17 protein-coding genes and 2 pseudogenes are annotated in these 19,488 nt (G+C 56.9%); 4 read left to right on the top strand and 15 right to left on the bottom strand.

Annotated elements, in window-relative coordinates; all coding sequences use genetic code 11:
- Window positions 1-17: 17 nt before the first annotated feature.
- From ccoO to C6558_RS12210, 3 genes are all read right to left on the bottom strand, one after another.
- Complete coding sequence (gene ccoO / locus C6558_RS12200; protein ID WP_107027293.1) at window positions 18-770, bottom strand: cytochrome-c oxidase, cbb3-type subunit II; 753 nt, start codon at window positions 768-770, stop codon at window positions 18-20.
- A gap of 4 nt (window positions 771-774) precedes the next feature.
- Window positions 775-2,427, bottom strand: coding sequence for a cytochrome-c oxidase, cbb3-type subunit I (ccoN, locus tag C6558_RS12205; RefSeq protein ID WP_107027294.1), 1,653 nt, complete (start codon window positions 2,425-2,427; stop codon window positions 775-777).
- A 360-nt stretch (window positions 2,428-2,787) separates the two neighbouring features.
- Window positions 2,788-2,991 carry a hypothetical protein gene (locus tag C6558_RS12210; RefSeq protein WP_057209358.1) on the bottom strand — a complete coding sequence of 68 codons (204 nt, stop codon included), beginning with the start codon at window positions 2,989-2,991 and terminating at the stop codon, window positions 2,788-2,790.
- Between the two features lie 373 nt (window positions 2,992-3,364).
- Between C6558_RS12210 and C6558_RS12215 the strand changes: the two genes are divergently transcribed.
- Window positions 3,365-3,568 (top strand): hypothetical protein, encoded by a 204-nt coding sequence (locus tag C6558_RS12215; RefSeq protein WP_057209361.1) that lies wholly within the window; start codon window positions 3,365-3,367, stop codon window positions 3,566-3,568.
- Window positions 3,569-3,870: 302 nt separating this feature from the next.
- Here C6558_RS12215 and C6558_RS12220 read toward each other — a convergent pair whose 3' ends face one another.
- Complete coding sequence (locus C6558_RS12220; RefSeq protein ID WP_107027295.1) at window positions 3,871-5,151, bottom strand: MgtC/SapB family protein; 1,281 nt, start codon at window positions 5,149-5,151, stop codon at window positions 3,871-3,873.
- 638 nt (window positions 5,152-5,789) lie between these two features.
- Window positions 5,790-6,521, bottom strand: coding sequence for a DUF899 domain-containing protein (locus C6558_RS12225; RefSeq protein WP_057209366.1), 732 nt, complete (start codon window positions 6,519-6,521; stop codon window positions 5,790-5,792).
- A 357-nt stretch (window positions 6,522-6,878) separates the two neighbouring features.
- Between C6558_RS12225 and C6558_RS41565 the strand changes: the two are divergent.
- Window positions 6,879-7,295: pseudogene (locus C6558_RS41565) on the top strand (LysR family transcriptional regulator); the annotation flags it as partial.
- Between the two features lie 40 nt (window positions 7,296-7,335).
- Here the strand turns inward: C6558_RS41565 and C6558_RS12235 are convergent.
- The 5 genes and pseudogenes from C6558_RS12235 to C6558_RS12260 form a co-directional block, all read right to left on the bottom strand.
- Window positions 7,336-8,241 (bottom strand): septal ring lytic transglycosylase RlpA family protein, encoded by a 906-nt coding sequence (locus C6558_RS12235; protein ID WP_057209372.1) that lies wholly within the window; start codon window positions 8,239-8,241, stop codon window positions 7,336-7,338.
- A gap of 465 nt (window positions 8,242-8,706) precedes the next feature.
- Window positions 8,707-8,967 (bottom strand): hypothetical protein, encoded by a 261-nt coding sequence (locus C6558_RS40310; protein WP_199197027.1) that lies wholly within the window; start codon window positions 8,965-8,967, stop codon window positions 8,707-8,709.
- Between the two features lie 45 nt (window positions 8,968-9,012).
- Window positions 9,013-9,398 (bottom strand): annotated as a pseudogene (locus C6558_RS40675) (DUF1254 domain-containing protein); the annotation flags it as partial.
- A gap of 924 nt (window positions 9,399-10,322) precedes the next feature.
- The gene (locus C6558_RS12255; protein ID WP_057209381.1) at window positions 10,323-10,568 is read right to left on the bottom strand and encodes a hypothetical protein; all 246 of its coding nucleotides are present in this window, start codon (window positions 10,566-10,568) and stop codon (window positions 10,323-10,325) included.
- A gap of 808 nt (window positions 10,569-11,376) precedes the next feature.
- Entirely contained in the window at window positions 11,377-11,646 is a 270-nt protein-coding gene (locus tag C6558_RS12260) for a hypothetical protein (RefSeq protein ID WP_107027298.1), read from the bottom strand.
- A 557-nt stretch (window positions 11,647-12,203) separates the two neighbouring features.
- Between C6558_RS12260 and C6558_RS12265 the strand changes: the two genes are divergently transcribed.
- Both C6558_RS12265 and aac(3) read left to right on the top strand, forming a co-directional pair.
- Complete coding sequence (locus tag C6558_RS12265; RefSeq protein ID WP_057205566.1) at window positions 12,204-12,491, top strand: DUF1236 domain-containing protein; 288 nt, start codon at window positions 12,204-12,206, stop codon at window positions 12,489-12,491.
- Between the two features lie 297 nt (window positions 12,492-12,788).
- Window positions 12,789-13,607, top strand: coding sequence for an aminoglycoside 3-N-acetyltransferase (gene aac(3), locus C6558_RS12270; protein WP_057205564.1), 819 nt, complete (start codon window positions 12,789-12,791; stop codon window positions 13,605-13,607).
- 557 nt (window positions 13,608-14,164) lie between these two features.
- On the opposite strand, the gene C6558_RS12275 is transcribed toward aac(3), so the two are convergent.
- From C6558_RS12275 to C6558_RS12295, 5 genes are all read right to left on the bottom strand, one after another.
- Window positions 14,165-15,043, bottom strand: coding sequence for an alpha/beta fold hydrolase (locus tag C6558_RS12275; RefSeq protein WP_057205562.1), 879 nt, complete (start codon window positions 15,041-15,043; stop codon window positions 14,165-14,167).
- A 134-nt stretch (window positions 15,044-15,177) separates the two neighbouring features.
- Window positions 15,178-15,333, bottom strand: coding sequence for a DUF4334 domain-containing protein (locus C6558_RS41570; protein ID WP_162249714.1), 156 nt, complete (start codon window positions 15,331-15,333; stop codon window positions 15,178-15,180).
- Between the two features lie 314 nt (window positions 15,334-15,647).
- Window positions 15,648-16,754, bottom strand: coding sequence for a flavodoxin family protein (locus tag C6558_RS12285; RefSeq protein WP_057205560.1), 1,107 nt, complete (start codon window positions 16,752-16,754; stop codon window positions 15,648-15,650).
- Window positions 16,755-16,865: 111 nt separating this feature from the next.
- Window positions 16,866-17,255, bottom strand: a complete 390-nt coding sequence (locus C6558_RS12290; RefSeq protein ID WP_057205557.1) for a hypothetical protein — start codon at window positions 17,253-17,255, stop codon at window positions 16,866-16,868.
- A gap of 125 nt (window positions 17,256-17,380) precedes the next feature.
- A complete protein-coding gene (locus C6558_RS12295) occupies window positions 17,381-19,258 on the bottom strand; it encodes a PBP1A family penicillin-binding protein (RefSeq protein ID WP_244496016.1) in 1,878 nt (625 codons plus the stop codon).
- Between the last annotated feature and the right edge of the window lie 230 nt (window positions 19,259-19,488).

Here is a 19,488-nt window from a genome sequence, read left to right on the forward strand (position 1 = left end):
TTCGACTCTCCCCGGGTTCAATCGTTGGGATCGGGTGCTTGTTCCGTCGCTGCCGTGTTGGCATAGGCGGCTTCGGTCAGACGGCCAAGCACTTGGAGGTAGGCCACGAGCGCATCCATCTCGGTCACGTTCGTGGCAACGCCATCGAAGGCAGTGACTGTCGTTTTCTCCCCGTATCGCTCGGAGACGCCTGAGGATTGCGTGCTGTCGGGCACTGCCTGGCCGTAGGCGTCAGACGAGGCATTGGCAATCATAGCGTCTGTGTAGGGCACGCCAACCACTCGCTGAGCTTGGAGGTGCTCGGCAAGGTCGTTCATCCGCAATGGCGTCCTCGCAAGCCAAGCATATGCCGGCATGTTCGACTCCGGCACAACGTCACGAGGATTGCTTAGATGAGCGACGTGCCAGAAGTCTGAATACTTCCCACCGATGCGGGCAAGATCGGGTCCCGTGCGTTTAGATCCCCATAACATTGGATGATCGTATTTCGACTCGACTGCAAGCGAGTAGGGGCCGTACCGTTCAACCTCATCGCGTAGCGTGCGGATCATCTGGCTGTGACAGGCGTAGCAACCTTCCCGGACATAGATATTGCGGCCTGCTAACTCGAGCGGCGTATAAAGCCGCATATCGTCGACGGTTTCGACCGTCTCGTCGATCGTGAACAAGGGGGCAATCTCCACGATGCCTCCTACACTTGCCGCAGCGATGATTGCCAGTACAAATCCGATTGCAGTCCGTTCGAGCTTGCGATGAAACAGTTCTGGCATCGCTTTACTCCGCTGGGCCTGTTGCCGTGTTCTGTGGGATTGACGTGATGGGCGGCGCATCTCCTGCGTAACCACCGACAGGGGCTTCCCGAACGGTCATCCAGATATTGTAGGTCGCAACGATCGCGCCCAACAGGAGGAGGAACCCCCCGAAGGCGCGGGCGATATAATAGGGATACATTGCAACAAGCGAATCGACGAACGAGTAGGTAAGATTGTTGTCCTCACTATAGGTGCGCCACATCAGACCCTGGATGATGCCCGAGTTCCACATGGCAAACACATAGATCAGCGTGCCTGCAAGGGCGAGCCAGAAGTGGACTTCGACCAGCGTGGCTGAATACATGCGTTCCCGTTTCCAGATGGCGGGCACCAGCGTGTACAGTGATCCGTAGGTGATCAGCGCTACCCATCCGAGTGCACCCGCATGCACGTGCCCGACGGTCCAATCCGTATAATGGGAAAGGGAGTTCACCGGGCGTATGGCGAGAAACGAGCCTTCGAAGGTGGACAACCCATAGAAAAAGGCGGCGGTCATCATGAAACGAAGTGTGGCGTCATCCCGCACCTTATGCCACGCGCCGTTGAGCGTGAGCAGCGCGTTCCCCGCTGAGGCCCATGATGGAACGAGCAACATGACCGAAAATGTCATGCCAAGATTTTGTACCCAATGGGGCAGTGCCGTGTAGTGTAAGTGATGGGACCCGGCCCACATATAAAAGAACGTGATACCCCAGAAGCTTAGTATCGACAGGCGATACGAAAAAATAGGTCGTTCGGCTCGTTTTGGCAAATAGTAATAAAGCATTGCCAGAAAGCCGGCGGTCAAAAAGAATGCAACGGCGTTGTGCCCATACCACCATTGCACCATAGAATCCTGGACGCCTGCCCATATTGTATAGCTTTTTGCATGGCCGAGTGAGACAGGTACCGTCAGGTTGTTGACGATGTGCAAGATGGCGACCACCAGGATGAAAGCCATATAGTACCAGTTGGCGACATAGATGTGAGGTTCACGGCGGCGCGCCAAAGTCCTGATGTAAAGGATGAAGTAGGTCACCCAGACAATTACCAGCCAGAGATCAGCATACCATTCCGCCTCGGCATATTCTTTCGATTGGGTGATCCCCATGAAATACCCGGTGACTGCCAATATGCAGAATAGATTATAGCCCATCAGCACGAACCACGGACTGAGCTGGTCTGCCAACCTTGCGCGGGACGTTCTCTGGACGACGTGGAATGAAGTTGCGATCAGGGCATTGCCACCAAATCCAAAAATGACGCCCGTCGTATGCGCTGGACGGATGCGGCCGAAACTTGTCCATGCCGTATCGAAGTTAAGGCTAGGCCAAGCTAGCTGTGCGGCCGCCCAAACTCCGATGAACATCCCAAAGATCGCCCAGGCGAGGGTGAATGCGACACCGGCCTTGATCGGATCATCATAGTATCGCTCGATCCGGGTCGGATCGGGCACGCCCTCAAATGCACGCGAAATGATGATGAATATGAGCGCAACACTGTAGAAGAAGATTATTGCGCCATGAACGCCCAGGGGGTCGGTTCGACCAGCCACTCCCATCGCGATCCCGATAATCGCGAGCAAAATTAATAAGGCGGATGCCAGCCCCCGTTCGATGGTCGTCAACTGTCCCATGGTTGGCCCCCTCCTGCAGCGCCTCGTGTTCGACCATCTATCTTCCGCTAAGTGCTTTTCAAGTGCGAAAACAACGAATTGATATTCGTCAATGGGACACGAGAGTGACAACAAACTACCCTACTGTTCACTGATGCCGTGGTCAGTCGGTCGCGCCCTAGCAAGGTAGCAGAACTTTCCTCGCAAGGGCCATGAAGAGTTGTCGAAAGCAGCTTCGCGGCTTGAATAGATTGGACCTTTCCAAGACCCAGACAGGATCAAAGACGAGCTATCGATCCTGCCCTCATTGCTCGGCCGGTTCGAAATCTTGAGCCGTTGCGGCCTACGCAGTGCCCGCTTGTTTTGGAGCGGCGACGACCGCTAACAGCTCATAAGGTGCCTGAGGGCCTCCGCGTCTTGGATGCCGCTTTGGTACAGCCCTATAAGGCGGGCGGCGAGCGCATCAGCCTCTTCACTTTCCAGTGCAACCCGCTTTCGACGCACCAATTCGCGAAACACACCTTCGATTTTCCTAAAGTCTTCAGGCGCTATTATCTCTTGGCGAGATCCAACGGTTTTGTTCATCACACATAACTCCCCACCGGTAAGGAGGACATGTCATGCTGTCCCAGCGCAGATAATTATGCGCCGCATTTGGCGCGGTGCAATCGCGAATTTCCGGGAGTAATGCCTGCTCAAGTGCTGGGGTTGCGGTAGCATTGGCGAATTGATGAGGCACCGCTCGATTAAGTTGTCCACCGCACAGCAACCATCTCAATATCGAGCTGCATGTCCCTGGCTTCGACCAACGACATCACCCAAGTCCTGGAGAATGTAATTTCCATCTGGGGAACGCGCGAGGCGTCGAGCGATCGACAAGCTCTTCAAGTTTCTCGCCGAGAACGACTTCCAGTGGGCTCGCACCGGTCACCTTCCGGCGGTCAAGGCCGTCTTCGACATGTCAGAATTCAACTCGCTGCCGCATCGTGAAAGCATCGCCGCCGATACTGGCCGCTCGCTGCCCGGCGCCGTCCAGCGTCAGTTCGCCATCCAGGACATCATCGGCGAAGAGGTGGGTGCGGCCGTGAACGGCGACAAAACCGTCGACGAAGCCCTTGGCAGAGCGCAGAGTTCCGTCAACGACCTGCTTGCCAATCGCTGATTGGCGAACAGACCATTTCGGGCGTGGGACGGACTTGGGTCCCTACGCCCGAATGCAGAAAAGGATGACCTCCGTGGCGAAGGTCATCCTTGCACACGATCCCGACGGATCATCATCTGGATCGTTTTTGTGCGTGCACTAATATAACCGCCAGAGCACCGTTTTGTTCAGCCGCGTCCGACCACTGCAAAAGAAATCTTGCGGCGGCGGTGATTGACTTCGGCTGCGCGCCTGTACTGCGGCCAATCGCACGGCTGGCGAAGCTACTCTCACCGATTTTCGAACTGCTGGATCGTTGCTGCTTACCGATAATTGGGAAAGTTGGTACCAAGCAGGAAATAGGCGGACAAACCTGCGGCGATTGCAGCAAACGTCGCCAAAGCGAGCGTGAGCGCGTAGGGTCCTTTGCCGCCGGCTGAAAAGGCCAGCACCACTTTCGTCAGCAAATTGATCATCACCGCGATCAGGATCGCCGCGACGGCAGTTGTGAGATCGACCGACGTTGGCGTAAGCCGTGCAGTCGAAAGCGTGATCGCATCGAGATCCATCAGGCCCGAGACGGCGGCGACAACAAAAAGCATGACCTGGCCGATTCTCTCGACCAGAAACTTTGACGCCACAGTAACGCCGCCGAGCAGGGCGCCGAAACGCAGTACCTCCCCGAGTTCGAATGGGTTTTTCAGGTGAAGATCCGGCGCTTCACGCTTACCGCCGCTTCGCCACAGAATCAAACCACTTGCAGCCAGTAGCACGAACACGGCCGGCGCTAATACGATCCCGAGAGGTACCAGGAGAACAGGCGCTATGACGGCACCGATAATGACGACACGGACCAGCGACAGGGCGCCGGCAATCACCGCGCCGCAAGCCAGTCGCCGAGCACTCTCCGGTGCGTCAGCTGCGAAGCGAGCAAAGGAGAGTGTCAGCGCTGTGGAGGAGACCAGTCCACCGGCGGCACCAGCAAACAGTATTCCGCGACTGGGCCCGGCAACGCGGATTGCGACATAGCCGGCAAAGGAGATGGCGGCGATCGTGATCGTCAGCAGCCACAGCGCGAATGGGTTTAGCGCCTGCCACGGATCGATGGGCTCGTTCGGCAACAGCGGGAGAGCAACCAAGCTCATGGCAAGAAGAACGAGGGCTGCTCGAACCTCCAGCCAGGTCAATTGCCGGAGAAAGCCATGCAGGCTGCGCTTGGCCGCAAGCAGTGCCGTGGTTGCAACCCCACCGGCGGCGGCTAGCCGTATGTCGCCCACGACCGCAACCGCGCCAAGCGCGACGACAACGAAACTCGCGATGACTGTCGTTGCGCCGAAATCCTCTTCTTCCTCCGCCTCGCGCCGCTTGAAAATGACGAAAGCAGTGCCGAAGAGCAAGAGCAGCACCGCAGGCATGATAGGACCCGATCGTAGCTGGAGATAGCCGGCAAGTCCGCCGAGGAAACCAGAAAGTCCGAACGTCCGGATGCCCGCGGTTCTGCCGCCGGATGGCAAATCACGGTCCTGCCAGCCTCGCTCGCACCCCACTAGGAGCCCGATTGCAAGCGCCACGCCGAGTCGTTGGAAGGCTTCAACAAATTCCATTCGAAATCATAATTCTCCGGCGGGCAGAAGGACAGCGTGCACCGCGGTTACAAAGTAATCTTCACGCAGTTCGCAACGGTCAACCAGCCGACCGGCCAAAGGACATTCTCACAGGCTTCATCGGCGCACGTGATACGCCCATGGGCAGCACGGTCGCGGTGACTTTCGACCAGACGGGACGCCCCGAAAAACTGTCGCCGACGAGGTGGGCAACGTCATCTCGCGGGTACACCCGCCCAACGTGGGGAACGAGCCAACCTTCTGGCGGGGATTTCTGTCGTGAGCGTCTTCCTTGATCCGAAGGGCAGGGAACACGATGGAACATTTGTATTCGAAAGAAGTTTTGGGAGTTGTGAGTGAGCCGGACGGTATCTCACCCTTTCATCGTGCCTGCCCCCCGGGGTGAGCCGTCCGGTTTTCCTTACATGCTGCTTTTTGGGACCCGTCTCAACGAGGTTTCATTCCCTGAGTGACAGGATTGGGTGCGTTCGCAGAAATATCGACTAGCCAGGACCTGCATACGCAGGCTTGAGCACCACGCCTTGCCGGCGCGACGCTGTGGGGAGGCATCGGCGGGCATATCTTCACGATCGTCAGAATGCGCAAGGCGGCATTAGGCAGGACGCCCGCTGGAGATATCAGGCCTTGCTCGCAGGGCCGTAATGATCGTGCAAGCGCCACCACTTGTATGGCTCTGCCTGTGGGCGGCCGGATGGCACGTCCTGCCAAGTTTCCTGTCTGCCGAGAGGCGTGAGGTCCAGAAGCGTAAAGATCGGACCGACTGCCTCTACGCCGCGGCCATTCATGAAGTAGGTGCGATACGCCCGGTCACCGTCACGAACGAACACGTTGATGCCGAACGTTTCCTCGACATCGAAATCTTTCGAGAACCGATCATCCGGCAATGTCACCCAAGGCGTCGACCAGCCCATCCGCTTCTTGTATGCAGCGATGCTGTCCTTAGGCGCGGTCGACGCGAAGACGAAGGTAACGTCCCGCGCGGCTAAGTGCTCGTGATGCGTGACACTGTCTGCAAACATGGAGCATCCCGAGCAGGCGCCGTCCGGCCAGTTCTCCACATCGGGAGCATAGAAGAAGCGGTAGACGATGAGTTGGCGACGGCCCGCGAAAAGACCGATCAGGTTCGTTTCGCCGTCGGCCGTTAGAAACGTGTAGTCGGTAGGCACTTCCACCATCGGCAGCCGGCGCCGCTCTGCCGCTAGCGCGTCGTTTTGCTTCATGAGCGCCTTCTCTTTTGAAAGAAGCGCGTCTCGGGCCTTTTCCCACTCCTCCTGCGCCGCGACTTTCGGCCACTCAATATGTTTCGCAGTCGCGGACGGTGCAGAAACTCCTAATGGTTCGTGGGTCATGAGCGCTTCCTCTGAGGGCAATCTTCAAAAATTCGTCGGTCCGCACCGCTCCTGTCCCAGATCGCATAGTCAGCAATTGCAGAGCACCGAGACGAACGCAGGTTACCACCAGTAGCCTCGTCCCGACTGACGATCGTTCCGCGGCCGCAGCACCCGTTGCATTTGTTTCGCGCTTGAACGACTGTGGCTGTTTTGGTGGCTTTACGCACACCTTGGAGTGCCGGTGAAGCCGGCAGTGAGGTCATCCGTCGCCACGTCTTTTTTCCTTTCTTGATGTGATGGAGAACTGGCGACGGAGCGGAAAGTTCCAGAAGTTGGTGGAAGGGAAGAGCGCGGCTGCCCCATGCACAACACACTATGGGACTTCGCCAGCTGAGCTATTTCGTGGCGGTTACCGAGGAGCTTTATTTTGGTCGCGCGACAGCCCGGGTGCATATCGCCCGGCCGGGCTTGAGCTGTCAGATTCAGTCGCCGGAAAAGGAACTGAGCGCCTGTTGGAGCGATCGACGCGAAAGCCGAACTAACCAGGACAGGCAGATCTACTATGGTCAGTTTGTGAGGATCTTGGGCGATGTCGATCTGTCGCCCAAGGTGTTGCGTTCGGTTGCCGGCAATTCGATGGGCAAGATCGGGATCGGAATTGTCTATCCCGCAACCATTGACGTGCCGCCGGCGTTCCTGGCGCGCATCGGCCGCAAATACCCCGATATCGAGCTGCATATCATGATCAGCTCGACCAACGACATCATGCAATGGCTGGAGAATGACCAGATCAATCTCGGCTTCATCCGCCCAATCGAAAAACATCGGCTCGTTAACCGGAAACGCTTCCGCAAGAGCGGCGTCGCCTTATGGAGATCACACCGGTCAGACGCTTATCGCGATCGGCAGCACCCGGCATGGGGACAACTTGAATCTCGCACATGTCGCGCGCACCATCATCAATGTCCTCGTCTAAGCAGTATTTGACATCTGCATCGCCGCCCAGGCCGTTGGCCCAGGCGTATTCGGACGGCCGTTCGAATATAACCTCGCCCATCTCAGGCAACATCAAAGGCTGCTCGACTGTCTGGAATGCGGCCGCGGTATTGGTACCCGCCAGGTAAGAGGCGCTTTGTCGATTGCCGGCAAAGTTCGTCGGTTTCGACCTGAGAGGCTGACCGTCGCTCCGTGAATGGTCGTGCTTCGCCTGCTTCGAGGCCACCAGAACGCCGGTTGCAATCTGAGGCTCCGGATTGACGGCCGGGAAGCGATCACCTTTCTTCACAAAGGAGGCCATGAGATAGGGCATATCCTGTCCCCCCAGGCGGGCGCGGCCCACGTACTGCACCCGAACGGCGCCCGTGCCACGGGGCTTCAGGTCCAGCAGTTCGGCTGCCTTGCTGGAAACGTCGATGATGCGACCCCGATGAAACGGACCGCGATCATTGACGCGCACGATCACCGAAGAACCATTTTCAAGATTAGTCACCCGCACATAGCTGGGCAAGGGAAGGGTCGGATGCGCGGCGGAAAGGTGATTCGGATCGAAAATTTCGCCATTTGCGGTCTGCTGCCCGCGAAACGCGGAGCCGTACCAAGAAGCGGTTCCCTTCCTGTTGTAGTTAGGGTCTTCCTTCGGATAATAGCGCTTGCCTTTCACCACGTAGGGTTTGCCGATTATATAGCGGCCACTACCCTTGCGAATATTCTTGCCGTAGCCCCGCGCGCTCGTCTTCACTCCATGTAGGCTTTGGGAGGTATATCCACTGCTGCGGTTCTTGTGCGGCACTTGCGTGGATGTACAGGTAGCACAGCTGACGCAGACCATCGTAATGGCCAGGCATCGCAAGCCTTTGACAGCCGTCCTTACATCAATAACCATCCGTCCAATGGCGACAGCCTCCCGTGCATCTGCCGCAAGTCTCGACACAAACGCTCATATCGCTCAGGCGCGCGCAGTCCGCTGTGCATCGGGTCGAGGGACAGCCGGAATTGCAGCGGAGGCACTTGTCGATGCATTGCTGCAGTCTGGGGTCGGGCCACTAATTCGCTCCTTCCGTGAATAATTGTAGAATCGGACCTGATGCTAAAAGTTCCATTAGTGTGCGCGAATATATTCCGCACCCTCTACGTGGGCCGGTCGCTTCTTCATCCGGGCGTCGGGCTCGAAGGGCTTTCCCTTGATGATGCCAATTGCGGCCAGCTACCCCATAATCTCTGGATCGAGCGCCTCTGCCGGTTCCTTTTGCACCAGGTCATTGATCATCTCGAAATAGCTGAAGTCGTTGGGCGGGATCGTATTCATCGCCTTGCCGGTGCCCTCTGTGAACTTGACAGGCTCTTGGGGTTTCAGGAACGACCAATCCAATTTGTGGTCAGGCGTGCGCTGCAACGTGGCTTTGCCGTCGAGCGCGGAGGCGATGCTGGTGCCGAATCCCCCCGGCACATATGGGTAGACCTTCAACGTCTTCCTGATCAATTCCACCGTAGGTTTGGGGTCGTTGTTCTCAAGGAACGAGCGGCCCAACGCTGTCGCGCGAGTGGTCGCCAGCTTGTGCACGAAGTATCCACTTTCGGGCAGGTCCCCTTTGTAGCCGGGAGGCACCAGCAGGAATCGACCGCCTTTTCCTCGGTGACCCATCGGAACCAGATGTCGTCGATTACGCCCAGAGACATTGGCGGCGTCTCGATCACGAGCGGTCCGTCAGCAACGTTCAGGTTTACCCAGAAATAGACCGTGTCGGCATTTGCCGCCAGGAATAGGGACTTTGCGTCCATCAGATCTGACCAGATGACAGCCGTGTTGTCCGGCACGCCCGCATCCTCGAAGCCCTTGAAGATGGCCGCCACCGAAGCGCCTTGGTAGGCATTCACGAAGGCTTCGACGCCGTGCATCAGGTCGACATAATCGTAGACTTTGTCCACCGTCTCCTTACTCGGAGCCCCTTCCTTGTATTTCAAGGTGCCGATGCTGCTTTCGACCACCGAAACAGTGGTTGGAGGGCGAGCGCAGCATCCGCCGATCGCGTCAAACGCACGGTGGCCGCTATGTTTCAGTCATTGCCTTCGGTAGATGCCTCCGCGACAAAGGCAGTCCGGTTCTCTATTCGGGTATCGTGGTTCTGGAAAGCGCGACCTCAACAAACGACAACCGAAAACACCGATTTGCTTACGGCGGGACAGCACGCAACCGGGAAGATTGTGGTCCTTTGACATGGTATTAGCCTGTCGCGAAATCACCTAGCTCAAGCTGTTCGCCGATTGAACGCCTCGTTGCTCCATCGACCGCCGGCCAAACGGTGTTGGACCGTTGTTGTTGTTGTGACGTTGATCACGAAATAACCCATAAGAATTAATTGATTTTCTCCTCCATACCCATAGACTTGGCACTGCGGGGCACCACCTGGTCTTGACGAATTTGCTAACAAACTAGGCATATTGCGGCGCCGATTGCTGAATATTTGCAGGTAAGATTCGAAGTCATCGGAGAAGCCCTGGTTTCTGGACCAGGGCTCTTTCGTTAAGGCTCCCCCAGAGACGACAAGCTGCTGACAACTCGCCTCAAATGCTTGAGCCGCTGTTTCAGCGAAACCTTCGAGAAAGCCTCCCAAGTGCCCTATTCACGGATTGCCTGCGGTAATCGGTAACGTCGGCCCGACGCGTTTTGAAATGGAGGCTGAGATAGCGCAGGCGATCTCCTCGGACGTAAACAACATCAAAATCCGCCGGGCTGTGAATTGCAAAGTGGTGTCGCGCTGGCCTCTTCCAAGCGGGGCTGTTAATTATTCCGATTGAAAGCGGAGTGCGTTGGGTTGCTCATTATTTGACCACCTTGACTATCCCAGCCAACTTGTCCCCGTGGGAGGCGAGTTGCTCTCCGAGCGCTTTGGCTTGGAGGGCGGTAAGTCCAAACTGCAAAGCTGAAACTTGTTCCAGATCGTGATCGACGCCGAATTCGAGGCGAAGGAAAACATCAGAGTTCTGGTTTATAAGCGTCGCGGTCTTCCAGCCAATAATAGGAGATACCCTTATGTTGCCTTGGCCGTCCTTGTTCCAGCGGTTCATTTTATCTCGCCTCCGATATGATGGGGTGGACATTACGATGCCAGGACAGTGACAGGGCTACGCCAGAGCTCGTCGGGCGGACGCGTCCTACTGCCGGCGATACGCAGGTAGTTGGATCATCAAAGCCTCCGGACAATCGTTTCGAAGTCCACCGCCGATCAGCAGCTTTTTTAAACCTCACGCTCCAACCGAAACCGGAAAGAATAGTTCCGCCATAACACGACGCATCAACGGGGCGGGTCTTGCTTCGCATCTTCCACTCGCAAGGGCAGCACGGAGAACATCGCTTGCAAGGACCCGGGTCCCCAGACAGCCAGGAGTCCGGCAATCCGATGGCGAGAGAGGTCTTGAACAGCATTGAAGGCGGTCGACGTTAGCTGTCAGTTCTGGAACCGGCAGAACCAAAGTTACCGGCCATCTCGTTAGGCGCCTCGGATTGATCAGGCCCGCCGCAATCGCCTCGGTCCTTCACTGCCAAGGGGGAGGTGCCTTTCCCGAACTGTTTCCATGAAGACGCCGACTAAATTCTCGAAGTCGTCAGGCATTATCACCTCAGTGCGAAGTCCTATCGTTTTTACTCTTAGCCTCAATCCCAGCCGGCCCCTGGGGGTAGGCGACGCTGCCGTAATCAGGGCCCTCGCTGTGGGATTGCGCGTGGAGATCGCACTTTCTCGAAGAAGGTCTCAGCGGCTTTTGTTGTCACCGAGACCTTTGGAGATTATGGCGTATTCGAGAGTATTTAACACAAAGCTTTGTATCTGGATTAGTTCCAGCCCCTGCACGGAAGCGTTTCATGAAACGACAGAGCTTAGTGCTGCATCCAGGTTGGTGGCTGTTCGCTCTGAATACGAGGTGTGGGGGCAATCCGCCTGCAGAACCAGCGGCCGCATTCGGTCAATGCCACTTCATCAGTATTGCCGAACCTGAATTCATCCATCAAGAATTTTGCGAGGCGGCCCGCGCGAATGTCTTGGCGGGGGATTCTCGCTTCGAAGCAAATTCGATCAAATATCCTTTGCAGGGTGCCGATCTGCTGGGGTGCGAGTTCAAAGCCTGACTGGTCAAACTGAATAGCCATATAGACCTCCCTCTATGAGCTATCGCTTTCACCGGGGAGAAAAGATAGCGAAATCTCTAATTGGCTCCAAGTGAGCAAAAGTTGAGATTATTATGGCGGCGGACTGCTTCTGGTAGAGGACGCAGCAGCGCATAAAGAAAAGGCACCTTGCTGAAGGGGCCGGGAGGGTATCGCCGAGGTCGGGCAGCGGGTTTATTTGGCGAGATATGAGGTCCACGTTCCGCTCGCGCTTTACGGGCGGTCTGTGGGTGCGTCTCGCGCGCATTGCACGAGCATCTCGTCGATGGGACGATGCCACCCCATGAATTTCTCTGCCTGGTGCTGGTCATTCGGTTCCTAGTTGACCGGCTAGATATCGCCCAGGGCCTACACGCCATCGGGGCGAAGGAAGTATTCGCCTCATCGACCGCGCAAAGCCGAGGTGATCGCCGGCGCTTGCTATGGTTTGCCGGAGGTTCATGTAACTCGCCGCAGTCATGGCTGCCGGTAAGGCCAGCGCGGAACATTGTATCAGCGGCGCAGTTTTAAGCGCGGACCGAAATCCATAGGAGGAAAATATGAGAAGATTGGTTGTTCCCACTGTTTCCCTATTTCTGGCGCTGTGCTCGGTCACTGGTGCACAGACAACCGTGGTGACCGTCCCTGGAGAGGTCAGGACCTACGTACTTGAGCAGAAGACCCCGTCACTCACGTTTGAAGGTGACCTCGCTGTTGGCACGGCACTGCCTGAGACGGTCGAGATCCATACGATCCCCGATCAGCCCGAATACAGCTACGTCATCCTCAACAACAAGCGCGTACTCGTCAATCCGAAGACCCGCGCCGTGGTCGAAGTCCTTGAATGACGCTCAGCCCTGCTGGTCCGACCGTTGGTCGGGCCAGCTTCGGGTGTTCAATCGCACTATCGGCGAGTTCTGATATTGTCTATTTGTTTAATCTTCTCGCTGCGCCTGGGTGATCGCCTCGCACAGCATTTTCGAGTTCAGGAGCGGAAAGCGTTGAATCGGGTCGCTGATGGTTCTGCGCCATCTGCTTTTCCTCTCGGTGCTGAATTCTCAATGCGCGAGGCCCATTGGCTTGAAAATCATCCAGATCGCGATGCTGGGTGGCAGTCGGTGAACGCGTGAGGGGTGAGCCGATAGATGAACGACAAAGCGACAATCACCGGCAACCTTCGAGCGCTGGGCGTTCAATCTGGCGATCTACTCATGGTGCACGCATCACTGAAGGCTATCGGCGCCGTGGAGGGTGGCCCGCCTGCCATTGTGGCATCGATCCTTAAGGCCGTCGGGCCGAACGGCACTTTGATGGGCTATGCCTCATGGGATCGATCACCCTATGACGAGACTCTGAACGGCGCCCAATTGAGCGAGGAGCGACGCCGGAATTGGCCACCGTTCCACCCCGAGACGGCGGGAACATACCGCGGCTTTGGCGTCCTTAACCAGTACCTCGTCGATACGCCGGATGCTCTGCGCAGTGCGCACCCGGATGCATCCATGGTCGCGGTGGGATCGCTTGCAAGAGAGATGATAGAGCCGCATGTTCTCGGACGGGCATTCGGTCAAGGGTCTCCCTTGGAGCGTTTTGTCAAGCGGGGCGGAAAGGTGCTGTTGCTCGGTGCTCCCCTGGATGCCGTCACTGTCCTACACTATGCCGAGGCAATAGCCGAAATTCCTGGAAAGCGCCGCGTGACCTATGAGATGCCGCTTCTCGACCCGCAAGGCCAAACCATCTGGGCGCATACGGAAGACTTCGATTCGAACGGCATCCTGAGTTGCTTTGCGATCGATGGAGAGCCCGATGCCGTCGAAACGATTGCAAATGCGTACGTGCTCTTGGGTCGGCATCGCGAAGGCCCGGTGGCGCGTGCGCACAGCTACCTGTTCGATGCCAAGGACATTGTCGAATTTGGCGTCGAGTATCTCGAGCGGAATTTTGGCGCGGCGGGACTTACCTGATGCTGGCCTGGCTCCGCTGGCAATGAACGGATTCCTCGTTATCGGCATTGCTTATGAGCGCAGAATGAATCACGGCATCGCTTTGAATTTTTGACCACGGGTGTACTTTAACGATGATGACGAAAGTGCCAGTGTTATTTCGCCCCGGCCGTCTAGGCCGAACAGGGCCTCAACTCATTCCTACTCCGGGGAAGCTAATCCAGACCAGATATACATGGTATGTCCTGTGGATGTTCGCTGCTTGTTCGCCCCGCCTTGACGGACTTTCGCCCGATTAATCATCGTCGATCGCCATTCAGGCGGGGAGTTGGTAACGATCCTGGCGATTACCAAAGCCAATGCAATGTGAAGCTGTTGAATACAATCCCCGGCATCAGCGAGATCTTCGCCCGGTTGATCGAATGATGATGGCTACCAATTCCTCCACATTCCAGTTTGTAAGGCGCACGCAGGCGTGATCGACCGGATACCCAAGTAGTCGATCGCCGCAATCATCCTACCGGGCTGTGAAAACCCGAAGCGTGCGGCAGGCTCAAGTGCGGCAACTTGCCCCGAAGTCATGCGGACAGCCGAGAAAGAAATTCGCGCACAAGCACTCGTGCTTCATCGAAGTGGGTTTCCAGCAGCCAGTGACCGGCACCAGCGATCAGATGCAGCTGCGCATTCGGCAGATCACGCAAATAGGCTCGGGCAGACTGGGCCGGCATGTAGCCGTCTTCTGGTCCCCATACGATCAAAGTCGAAGGCTGGTTCTGCCGCAAATAGGCTTGATAGCGGGGAAACCAGGTAAAATTCTCTTCCCAGATTTCCATCAGCCGGACTGAAATCCTTCGCCTTTCGGGCGTATTCATCAAGGGCCAGTGCAGTTTCCACAAATCCGGTGGAACTCGTGCGGCAACCTCGGCCGACACTTCACCCACAAATTCCGCGCGAAAGCCTGCTTCCGATACCGCGTCTTCCAACACCCGGTGCGTCTCGGTCGTGCGATCCGCCCACCAGGATTTCAGCGCCGCATACTTGGGGCCCATGACATCCTCGTAGATGTCGCCGTTCTGAATGATGAGGCCTGTTATCCTATCGGGATGGATCATCGCATGCTTAAGCCCTATCCAGGTCCCATAATCGTGAAGCCAGATCGCATAACGGTCCAGCCCAAGCGTGTTCACCACATCGCCAAGAACGTCCGCATAAGCGGTGAAGTCGTAGCCGAAATCGGACAGGGCAGGCGTGTCGCTGTAGCCGAACCCGGGCAGATCGAAACTGATCGTGCGCCACTTGTCGGCAAGCGCCGGCATCAGTCGACGAAACTCGAACGATGAGCATGGATAGCCATGGGGCAGTAAAAGCACCGGCACATTCGATGACCCAGCTTCACGGACAAAAAGTTGGAAGTTGCCAACTTGAAGATGACGATGCGTGACAGCGTGATTTCCCATTCCCAATCTCCCTTCGCAGCGACAAAACGCAGCTGGTCCGCCAGCGTTCCCCGACGTGCCCGACAAGAAGAACATAAGCGGGACGGGAGGCATGGGGCGAGCGATGGGGCGCCAACCACACCCGTAAGCTGAAGCTATTCCTGACGCGTCAGGGAGGAATAGGGCCGAGGGCTGCCTTGGACCGACTTCATACCAAAAATCGTGGCGTCATCGATGCGTCGATATCGGTCCGTGATGCGTTGCTGGTCATAGACCATGGCTGCTGAACGTATTCCTTCGAAGTCTTGCATGTCGAGTGTGGTGGTTGGCGCTGAACATATGCCGGCTCAAGCGCGACCAGTTTGGAAACAGAAGGGCATCGGCACGAAGGTTCGGGTGGAAGCGCTCGCCAAACCAGCCGAGGCTTTCAAAAACACCAAGAGACGTCCTGTCGGCACTCCCGAGCCGCGCTACAGCCCAACAAACACGTTGATATCGACGGGGGCAAGGTCGCGGAACCTTCTTAACGCTTCCCCGGCAGCAATAGGAGTGACATCGCGCATAGTATTGCTTTAGCCGCGAATGGCCGTAGCGGACCGGGCTAGTCGAGTTTCGCGGTCCCGACTCACTTCTGTCGAGGCCTGTCCAATTGAGATCCAGCTGCGACCTGCTTTCCTAAACGTTGAGCCGTCACTGCATCCCGCAGTGTGAGCGCAGCGTTTCGCATTTCCTCCTGAAAGTTTTCATCTTTGTCATAGGCGTCATGGCTGGTGGCGTAAGGCTGCCAGTAGCCAATGTATCTGTCCACTTCTGCGGGCGTGCCGGCGGACACCAGATCCATCGACTTTAGCCAGTCACAAAGACTGCGACGAAGGTTTTCAACCCCTTCGGTGTCGCCGTGAACAACGACGGAAAAAAGCCGACCGGCAAGATGGCGCGGATAGTGCCAGCCCGCCATTTCCAACCGCTTGGCTTCCTCCGGGTGTTTTCCGTGTGTGCTTGTTGGATCGGGGTTGCCGCCATCTGCGCAAACTAGGCGGTCAATCATTGCTTTGAGCGCTGATGTCGCCTGATACCAATGAACCGGCGTGATGATCATGATCCCGTGTGCCTGCACCCACAAAGGATAAATCTCGTTCATCCAGTCCTGGGTCTGCCCAAGTGAGTAATTGGGGTAACACGAGCAGGGCCAATGACAGAGTGCGGCTGACGTTGAAAAACACGCTTTGCAGGGATGGATGTGGCGGCCATATTCAGATGCCACTCGGCTAAGATCGAGCACATCCACCGCGAATTCGGAAGCATCGTCAAACACCGCTTTTGCTATTTCGATCATGCGGAAACTTTTTGAAACTTCACCAGGACAGGAGTGCTCGCTTCGCGAAGAGCCGTTGATCAGCAGGATGCGGAAAGGCCCATTGTCGTCTTCATGCCTCATTTGTGCTTTCGCGATCGAGTCTCGTGCATCGAGCCAGTCCACAGCGAGATCGTAGTTGGGGTCGGCAAACCCTTGTCCAGCTTTTCGTACCCTTGGACTTTTCCGCTGATGGGCATAGGCATCCCAGGCTGCTTCGGCAATCCGTTCAAGTTCGACATCCAACTCGCCATAGGAACTATCCTGAAACTGTTGCAGAAAGCGCTTTTTGAACTCTCCTTCATCGAGGCGCGGACTTGGGCTTCCCTTTCTGGGGACAAGATCAACTTCCAAATTAGTGTCATCGCTATTCGGCATGCCCAACCCCTGCGCGGTAGTGCGGCGATCTGCACTTTCGTTGCAAATGACGAAATTCCCGTTCCGCGCATCCTCCGGTGGATGAACGATTGCCCACGTCACCGTTTGTGATCATGATTTGGCGTCAGGATGATCAGTTCTTCCCGTGGGAATCGTGCTAACGGTGGCGGCGGGCGGATCACTTGCTGGAAAAGACGCCTTCAGACCTTCGTCAAGCTGTTCCTCCAATGTGCCCGTGTCCTTGGCGGTGCGCGCGCTGCGCAATGATTCTACAGCGGGCGATACCTGGGGATCTGTCTCTGGCTCCACCTCGGTGGCGACCTTCTCAAACGTGGCCACCTGGACCATGAGCGCCTTAGCTTTTGCGACGGCACTATCAACGTCCAGATCGTGTTCGCTGTCCTGCAGCCGAACCGAGATCACGTTGCCACCTTCTGCGACCCATTCAACAGTCATCACGCCCCCTGGGTCGGAAAGCACCTGTTGTCCGATGATGTTCATAGCTATCTCCGTTGAGTGATAAGGAGAACCACTTCAGACGGCAGATGTTCCCTCGAGGCCCCCGACAGACTGCCAATCGAGCAAAAATCATAATTCGTCTGAAAATATGATCGTATCGCGAACAGCTACCGCTCACACAGCCGGCGCTCTCCCCGATAAGGCTGGTAGGTGCAGTCGGACGCTCGAAACGATCGATAGCTCCGCGCGCAAGCCCTAATATTGCAGGACGCTGCTGGCCCTTCTTGGCTTGTCATCAGCCCTGTATCTGGATCAATCTGAGGTTCAGGTTGGGCCATTGCCGCTTGCATGAAATCCCGCCAAATGCGCGCCGGGAGCGCGCCACCGGTGACGCCCTTCATAGGCGTGTCGTCATCGTTACCGACCCAGACGCCGGCAACAAGATCTTCCGTAAAACCTACAAACCAGGCGTCACGGTTGTTCTGGCTGGTGCCGGTCTTTCCGGCTGCAAATGAACCCGGGAAAGCATCACGTCCGGTGCCGCGCTCGACCACAAGCTGTAATAGGCTCACCAGATCCTGTTGGTAGGTGGCGAGATCGGTCGAAGCGGCTGTGAGCGGGCCGACGCGGAACGCCTTGGTTTGGGTCGACGCCTGAAAATCGATTACGCCCCAAGGTTCGACCGGCGATTTTCCCAGGCGGATCGAGGCATAGGCGCCGGTCAGGTCAAGCAGACTGACTTCGGATGATCCGAGCGCTAATGCCGGCACGGGATTTAGCGGAGCATCGATTCCGAGCTCTCTTGCTGCCGCTACAACATTCTCGATGCCCACTTCCTGCGCCAGCGCAACCGTTGCACCATTGAGAGATCGGGCGAAGGCTTCCGCAATTGTTACCCATCCATGATAGCGGCCTGTCGAGTTTTCCGGCGACCACCCGTCGACTTCAATCGGGCCATCGAAGACCTGATCACGCAAAGTAAGTCCGTTCTTCAATGCGGCATAGAAGACGAAAAGCTTGAACGTTGAGCCAGGCTGTCTCTTCGCGGCAACGGCGCGATTAAACTGGCTGGCCTTGTAGTCGCGTCCGCCGACCATCGCGACCACCGCTCCATCTGGCGTCATTGCGACCAGTGCGGCCTGTGACGCACCCAGAGTTTTCCCTTCCTTATCAAGATTGCGAGCGACGACATCTTCGGCAAGCTGCTGAAGGCGTGGCACCAACGTCGTGCGCACTGTCGTCGAACCTGGAGAGGCACCTGCAATTTCGCCGGCCTGGGGCGAAATCCAGTCTGCAAACCAACTGCCCGAGCGCGGCGTCGGCGTGGTCGGATGCAATTCGGCAAACTTCGCCTTGGCGGCGGACGCATCTTGCGCTGCGAGCTTGCCGTTTGCCACCATCGCATCGAGGACCGTTGTCGTCCTTTCGCGTGCGGCTTCGAAATTGTCGATCGGATTCAATTGGCTCGGCGCCTTCAACAGTCCGGCCAGCATCGCAGCTTCCTGGACGTTGAGTGCGGCAATCTCCTTGTTGAAATAGATCCGGGCTGCCGCGGGCATTCCTGTCGCGCCGGACCCGAGGTAAACGGAGTTCAAGTATCGCGTGAGGATCTCCCGCTTGCCAAGCTTCCACTCGAGCCAGAACGCGATAACAAGTTCCTGCAGCTTGCGCTTCAGCGTGCGATCGCTTTCAAGGTACTGCACTTTGATCAGTTGCTGGGTAATCGTGCTGCCGCCTTGAACGACCGAGCCGGCCTGGAAGTTTCTCAATACGGCCCGCATGATGCCTTTCAAATCGACTCCGTAATGATCCATGAACCGCCGATCCTCGATTGAAAGTACGGCATCGACCAAATGCGCTGGAAATTCCTCGTATCGGGCGTAGGGGCCCTGGAAAGGACCTTGTCTTACGATTGGCTGGCCGTCCGCGGCTTCAAGGACCACGATAGGTTTTAGGGAGCCGTCGGCGATTTCTCGCCACGGCACATCCTTCAGTGCCCAGATCAGCATTCCGATCACGAAGATCGCAAAGGTGAACGTCACCATCAAGATCCCGGTTTTCCATGAGCGAGGCTGAAGTCGCAAGGCGGGAAACCATGCCGGCGTGGAGACGACGCCTACTGCCCCGGATATTCCTTTGCGGAGGGGGGCCGTGGCTGATGCCGCCCTCTGTCGAAAATTGGAGGGGAATGAGGAGCGCGAAGCTCTCGCGACCAGTTTGAGCTTCTTGATCAGCGCGGGCGAACCTGCGAGGCAACGCTGTCCGACTGTGCCGA

Origin of the sequence: Ensifer sp. NM-2 (genome assembly GCF_003024455.1) — a bacterium.
Lineage (GTDB): Bacteria > Pseudomonadota > Alphaproteobacteria > Rhizobiales > Rhizobiaceae > Ensifer > Ensifer canadensis.